The following is a 6749-nucleotide window of genomic DNA, read 5'->3' as shown; positions in this document are numbered from 1 at the left end:
AAGAAGCCGCCGGTCGAGCTGTTCCGCCGGCATGGCGTGAAGATGGCGGTCGCCACGGACAGCAATCCTGGCACTTCGCCGCTCACGTCCCTGCTGCTCACCATGAACATGGCGGCCACCTTGTTCGGGCTGACTGTCGAGGAATGCCTTGCCGGCGGTACCCGCGAAGCCGCGCGTGCGCTTGGCCTGCTGGAAAACACCGGCACGCTGGAGGCGGGAAAGTCCGCCGACCTCGCCATCTGGGACATAGAGCGCCCGGCCGAACTCGTCTACCGCATGGGTTTCAACCCGCTGCATGCCCGCATCTGGAGAGGACAATGACCGAACTCGTTCTGAAGCCCGGCAACGCAACGCTGGCCGACTGGCGCGCCATCTATCGCGGCGCGGTGCCGAAGCTAGACGCCGCCTGCAAGCCGAGGATCAAGGCCAGCGCCGAGGCGGTTGAGCGGATTGTCGCCAAGGGCGAACCGGTCTATGGCATCAACACCGGCTTCGGCAAGCTGGCCAGCGTGCGCATACCCGCCGCCGATCTCGAAACCCTGCAGCGCAACATCGTGCTGTCGCATGCCGCCGGCGTCGGCGAGCCTATGCCGGTTGCCGTCACCCGGCTGATGATGGCGCTGAAGCTCGCCAGCCTCGCGCAGGGCGCCTCCGGCGTGCGGCCGCAGACCATCGCGCTGCTGGAAGCGATGCTCGCCAACGACGTCATTCCGGTGGTGCCGGCGCAGGGCTCGGTCGGCGCCTCCGGCGACCTCGCGCCGCTGTCGCACATGACGGCAGCGATGATCGGCGTCGGCGAATGTTTTACCCCGCACGGTCGTTTCCCGGCCAAGGTCGCTTTCGTCTCGCACGGGCTGGAGCCGGTGACGTTGGGTGCCAAGGAAGGCCTGGCGCTGCTCAACGGCACGCAGTTCTCGACGGCTTTCGCGCTGGCCGGCCTGTTCGAGGCCGAGACCCTCTATCAGTCGGCGCTGGTCGCCGGCGCGCTGTCGACGGACGCCGCCAAGGGCTCGGACGCGCCCTTCGACCCGCGCATCCATCTGCTCAGAAAGCATCGCGGCCAGATCGAGACGGCGGATGCGCTGCGCAATTTGATGGCCGGCAGCGCCATCCGTGAATCGCACCGCGTGGGCGACGAGCGCGTGCAGGATCCGTACTGCCTGCGCTGCCAGCCGCAGGTGATGGGCGCCGCCCTCGATGTGCTGCGCAAGGCGGCCGACACGCTTGAGACCGAGGCCAATGGCGTCACCGACAATCCGCTGATCTTCGCCGAGGACGATACGGCGCTTTCGGGCGGCAATTTCCACGCCGAGCCGGTGGCCTTCGCCGCCGACATGATCGCGCTTGCTGTCTGCGAGATCGGCTCGCTGTCGGAGCGCCGTATCGCCATGCTGGTCGATCCGGCGCTGTCCGGCATGCCGGCCTTCCTGACGCCGAAGCCGGGACTGAATTCCGGCTTCATGATCCCGCAGGTGACGGCGGCGGCGCTGGTTTCCGAAAACAAGCAGAAGGCCTATCCGGCAAGCGTCGATTCGATCCCGACCTCCGCCAACCAGGAAGACCATGTCTCGATGGCCGCGCACGGCGCCCGCCGCTTGCTTGGCATGATCGAGAATGCGACCGCCGTCATCGGCATCGAACTCCTGGCTGCCGCACAAGGCTGCGATTTCCATGCGCCGCTGGCGTCGAGCCAAGCTCTTGAAGCGGTGCGCAAGCTGGTCCGGGCCGAAGTGCCGCATCTCGACAATGACCGCCATTTCCATCCCGACATGGAAAAGGCCATCGCCATGGTGCGCAGCGGCGCCGCGGTGAGTGCGGCGAGCGCCGTGGCCTTGCCGGCGATTGCGGGAGCGGTGTGATGGCCGCGCCTTCCTGGCTCACCGTAACCCGAGGCACCGCACCCTTGCTGGTCTCGATCCCGCACACCGGCATCGACCTTGCCGGTCTCGACAGCCGGCTGGTCTCGCCCTGGCTCGGCCGCCGCGACTGCGACTGGTGGATCGACAAGCTCTACGATTTTGCGGCCGACCTCGGCGCGACGGTGGTGCACACCGCGATCTCGCGCACCGTCATCGACGTCAATCGCGACCCGTCCGGCGTCTCGCTCTATCCCGGCCAGGCGACGACCGGCCTTTGCCCGACCGAGACCTTCGACGGCGATCCGCTCTACCATATGGGCGAGGAGCCGACGCCTTCGGAAATCGACGAGCGCCGCGAGACCTACTTCAAGCCTTACCATGCCGCCCTGCAGGCCGAGATCGACCGCCTGCACGGCATGCACGGAAGAATCGTCCTCTACGACTGCCACTCGATCCGCTCGGTGCTGCCGCGCCTGTTCGGGGGCACGCTGCCGGTGTTCAACCTCGGCACCAATGACGGCAAAAGCACCGATCCGGCCCTTCAGGCCAAGGTCGCCGAGATCATGGCCGCAACCGGTCAGACATGGGTGGTCAACGGCCGCTTCAAGGGCGGCTGGATCACGCGCAGTTTCGGCCATCCGCAAAACGGTGTCCATGCGCTGCAGATGGAGCTTTCCAACCGCGGCTACATGCGCGAGCCCGAAGGAAGGGGCGCGCCGGACAACTGGCCGGTGCCCTACGATCCCGAATACGCGGCGCCGATCCGCGCCACGCTGAAGACCATCCTCGAAACCACCATTGACTGGGCCGGGCGCTGACGCGCCGCCTTACTCGAAAGGGACAATGATGACCAATCCTCGCCACAACATCCGCGAGATCCGCAGCCCGCGCGGCGCCGAACTCAACGCTCGCAGCTGGCTGACCGAGGCGCCGCTGCGCATGCTGATGAACAATCTCGATCCCGACGTCGCCGAAAACCCCAACGAGTTGGTTGTCTATGGCGGTATCGGCCGCGCAGCGCGCACCTGGAACGATTTCGACCGCATCGTCGCCTCGCTGAAGACGCTCGCCGATGACGAGACGCTGCTGGTGCAGTCCGGCAAGCCGGTCGGCGTCTTCCGCACGCATGCCGATGCGCCGCGCGTGTTGATCGCCAACTCCAACATCGTGCCGCATTGGGCGAACTGGGAGAAATTCAACGAGCTCGATAAGAAGGGCCTGATGATGTACGGCCAGATGACGGCCGGCTCCTGGATCTATATCGGCACGCAAGGCATCGTCCAGGGCACCTACGAGACCTTCGTCGAGGCCGGCCGCCAGCACTATGACGGCAACCTCAGGGGCAAGTGGATCCTGACCGCCGGTCTCGGCGGCATGGGCGGAGCGCAACCGCTGGCCGCCGTCATGGCCGGCGCCTCGTGCCTGGCCATCGAATGCAATCCGGACTCGATCGATTTTCGCCTGCGCACCCGCTATGTCGACGAGAAGGCCGAGACGCTCGATGAAGCAATGGAAATGATCGAGCGCTGGACCAAGGCCGGCGAGGCGAAGTCGGTCGGCCTGCTCGGCAATGCGGCCGAGATCGTACCGGAAATGTTCAAGCGCGGCATTCGCCCCGACATCCTCACCGACCAGACTTCGGCGCATGACCCAATCAACGGCTATCTGCCCAAAGGTTGGACGATGGCCGAGTGGCGCGAGAAGCGCGTCTCGGACCCGAAGGCGGTCGAGAAGGCGGCGCGCGCGTCGATGCGCGAGCATGTCGAGGCGATGGTCGCGTTTTGGAACGCCGGTGTGCCGACGCTGGACTACGGCAACAACATCCGCCAGGTTGCCAAGGAAGAGGGCTTCGAGAACGCCTTCGCTTTCCCTGGCTTCGTGCCGGCCTACATCCGGCCGCTGTTCTGCCGCGGCATCGGCCCGTTCCGCTGGGCAGCGCTTTCGGGCGATCCCGAGGATATCTACAAGACCGACGCCAAGGTGCGCGAGCTGACCCCCGGCAACACCCATCTGCACAACTGGCTGGACATGGCGCGCGAGCGCATCTCGTTCCAGGGCCTGCCGGCGCGCATCTGCTGGGTTGGGCTCGGCGACCGCCACAGGCTGGGCCTCGCCTTCAACGAGATGGTGGCCAGGGGCGAGCTCAAGGCGCCGGTTGTCATCGGCCGCGATCACCTCGATTCCGGTTCGGTCGCGTCGCCCAACCGCGAGACCGAAGCGATGAAGGACGGCTCCGACGCCGTTTCCGACTGGCCGCTGCTCAACGCGCTGCTCAACACCGCGTCGGGCGCCACCTGGGTGTCGCTGCACCATGGCGGCGGCGTCGGCATGGGCTTCTCGCAGCATTCCGGCATGGTCATCGTCGCCGACGGCACGCCGGCGGCCGCCAAGCGCCTTGAGCGCGTTCTGTGGAACGACCCGGCGACCGGCGTCATGCGCCACGCCGACGCCGGCTACGATATCGCCATCGAATGCGCCAAAGAGCACCAGCTCAACCTGCCGGGCATCCTGGGCTGAGCCGATGCGCATCCTTCGTGCCGCCGGCTACCGCGTCATGCCGTGGAAGAACGGCGGCGGCACGACGACCGAAATCACTGTTTCGCCCGACGGCGCCGGGTTCGACAATTTCGACTGGCGCATCTCGATGGCGCGCGTCGAGGCCGGCGGCCCGTTCTCCAGCTTCGCCGGCATCGACCGCACGCTTTGCGTGCTGGCAGGGCAGGGGATCGTACTCGACGTCGCCGGCCGCGCGCCGGCCGAACTGACCGCGGCCTCCGCCCCTTTTTCCTTTGCAGCCGATGTGCCGACCGCGGCCGCGCTGATCTCCGGCCCGATCACCGACCTCAATGTCATGACCCGGCGCGGCCGCATGACGCACACCGTCGAGCGCCTGACGGTCGCGGCGCCTCTGGAAATCGAGGCCAGGGCGGACACGACCCTTGTCCTGCCTCTCGATGGCGAGATCGTGCTTGCCGGCGACGCGCCCGAGCGCCTCGGCCCGCTCGATGCGCTGGTGCTGGATCTGGGCACCCCGAGACAGCGCCTGGAGCCGGCCGCCGGCACGATCCTGTTCGTGATCCGCATCGATCGGGCTGGCAGCAACCATTAACGCCTGTTGCCAAACATGATCGCGGCGCCGGCGAAAATTGGCGTAAGCTCTTGCCCGCATCACGAAAAAGCCGGATTCCTTCCATCGATCAGATATGGGACGGGGAGCGTGGGGCGCTCGTCCATCGAGCTGCTGAGAGATGACGCCCTGTCGTGGTGCGGAGAACGAACTTTCGGCCTAAGTTGACATGCAACCAATTGCATTTGAGCAGGTTTTAGGGCCATTGCCGTGGCGGGGACGCCGCACCGTGCCCGCCATACGGAAATATAAATGAACATACAGACGAATCCCGCCAAGATCGAACTCACGAGCGCCAGCTTCCCGGTCATCACCGAAGCGCCGATACGTTCCAATTTCATGCCGGAAGACCGGCTACGCGAGTTGGGTGCCGGCCTTGCCAAAGGGGACGTCAAGGATCTGTTTGGTCTGGCGCCGTTCGAGTTCCAGGCCCGCATCCGCGACAGCGCCAAGCGAATCCTCGAAGTCTACCGCTCGACCAATGCCGCGCAGGCCAAGGGCGAAACCATCACCCCGGCGGCGCAATGGCTGCTCGACAACAACTACCTGGTCGAGGAGACCATCTTCCAGGTCAAGCGCGACCTGCCGCGCCGCTTCTATCGCCAGCTGCCGACGCTGAAGCTGGCCGACGGAACCACCGTGCCGCGCGCGCTGGCGCTGGCGTGGACCTATGTCGCGCATTCCGACAGCTCGGTCTCGGCCACCATGTTCAAGGCGATCGTCGAGGGCTTCCAGTCGGTCGAGCCGCTCAAGATCGGCGAGCTCTGGGCGCTGCCGTCGCTGTTGCGCTTCGTGCTGATCGAGAATCTCCGCCGCATCGCCGTGCGCGTCAACCGCACCAGGCAGATGCGCCAGATCGCCAACGAGGTCGCCGACCGGGTGCTGGCGACAGACGACAATGCCGACCGGCAGAAGATCCTGTCGCACTATGGCAGCCACGCGCAGGACACCACTTTCGCCACCCAATTGCTCTACCGCCTGCGCGACGGCTCGCAGAACGCCGGCCGGGCGCTGGAATGGCTGGAAAGCGAGCTGGAAAAGACCGGCTCCGATGCCGAGGAGATCATCATCTCCGAGCATCACACACTGTCCAGCGGCAACGTCACCACCGGCAACATCATCCGCGGCCTGCGCCTCATCAATGACGTCGACTGGACGGTCTGGTTCGAGGGCGTCAGCCGCATCGACACGCTGCTGCGCGAGAAGACCGACTTCGCCGCGCTCGACTTCTTCTCACGCGACCAGTACCGCACCGCCATCGAGGAACTGGCGCGCCGGTCGGAGCTCTCTGAATTCCGCGTCGCCGAAAAGGCGATCGAGCTTGCCGGCCATGTTTTGATCGCCGATGCCTCCGGCGCTGAGGTTCCCCAGGCCGAGGCGCCCGACACCGATGCCACGGTGCATACCGATGTCGGCTTCTTCCTCGTCGGCCCGCGCCGGCTGGAGCTGGAAAAGGCGATCGGCTATCGGCCAACCATCAGCGTCACGGTCAAGCGCGCTTTCTCCGCTACCGGCTGGCTGGGCGTCGTCGTGCCGGTCTTTGCGCTGACGGTGCTGTTGTTGGCGCTGGCCGGCAACGCGCTCGACCACCTCGGCCTGGCGCTGCCGTCGATCGTCGTGATGCTGGCCTTGTTCGCCGTGCCGGCCTCGGAAGGCGCGCTCGCCTTCTTCAACACCGTCGTCTCGCTGTTCCTGAAGCCGACGCGGCTCGTCGGCTATGACTACAAGCATGGCGTGCCCGCCGAGGCGCGCACGCTGGTTGT

Annotated in this window: 5 protein-coding genes and 1 pseudogene; all 6 read left to right on the top strand. The window is 66.2% G+C overall.

Annotated elements, in window-relative coordinates:
• On the top strand, positions 1 to 321 hold a 321-nt coding region (locus EOA33_RS19305), incomplete at its 5' end, for an amidohydrolase family protein (RefSeq protein WP_145989202.1).
• Positions 318 to 1859: a histidine ammonia-lyase gene (gene hutH, locus EOA33_RS19300; RefSeq protein ID WP_127406300.1), complete on the top strand. Its 1542-nt coding sequence runs from the start codon at positions 318 to 320 to the stop codon at positions 1857 to 1859. The genes EOA33_RS19305 and hutH, both read left to right, overlap by 4 nt.
• Complete coding sequence (hutG, locus tag EOA33_RS19295; RefSeq protein ID WP_126055033.1) at positions 1859 to 2677, top strand: N-formylglutamate deformylase; 819 nt, start codon at positions 1859 to 1861, stop codon at positions 2675 to 2677. Before hutH ends, hutG begins: the two co-directional genes overlap by 1 nt.
• Before the next feature lie 28 nt (positions 2678 to 2705).
• Positions 2706 to 4376: a urocanate hydratase gene (gene hutU, locus EOA33_RS19290; RefSeq protein ID WP_127406301.1), complete on the top strand. Its 1671-nt coding sequence runs from the start codon at positions 2706 to 2708 to the stop codon at positions 4374 to 4376.
• A 4-nt stretch (positions 4377 to 4380) separates the two neighbouring features.
• Positions 4381 to 4968: a HutD family protein gene (locus EOA33_RS19285; RefSeq protein ID WP_127406299.1), complete on the top strand. Its 588-nt coding sequence runs from the start codon at positions 4381 to 4383 to the stop codon at positions 4966 to 4968.
• Positions 4969 to 5238: 270 nt separating this feature from the next.
• A pseudogene (locus EOA33_RS19280) lies at positions 5239 to 6749 on the top strand (protein ndvB); the annotation flags it as partial.

The sequence above is a fragment of the Mesorhizobium sp. M4A.F.Ca.ET.050.02.1.1 genome (assembly GCF_003997725.1).
GTDB lineage: Bacteria > Pseudomonadota > Alphaproteobacteria > Rhizobiales > Rhizobiaceae > Mesorhizobium.
The sequence above is the reverse complement of the archived record's forward strand: the minus strand, read 5'-3'. Positions and strand labels throughout refer to the sequence as shown.

What these genes read in the sequence shown, in the direction of transcription:
- hutH (WP_127406300.1), top strand. Translation starts at nt 318, where the DNA reads ATGACCGAACTCGTTCTGAAGCCCGGCAACGCAACGCTGGCCGACTGG.
- hutG (WP_126055033.1), top strand. Translation starts at nt 1,859, where the DNA reads ATGGCCGCGCCTTCCTGGCTCACCGTAACCCGAGGCACCGCACCCTTG.
- hutU (WP_127406301.1), top strand. Translation starts at nt 2,706, where the DNA reads ATGACCAATCCTCGCCACAACATCCGCGAGATCCGCAGCCCGCGCGGC.
- EOA33_RS19285 (WP_127406299.1), top strand. Translation starts at nt 4,381, where the DNA reads ATGCGCATCCTTCGTGCCGCCGGCTACCGCGTCATGCCGTGGAAGAAC.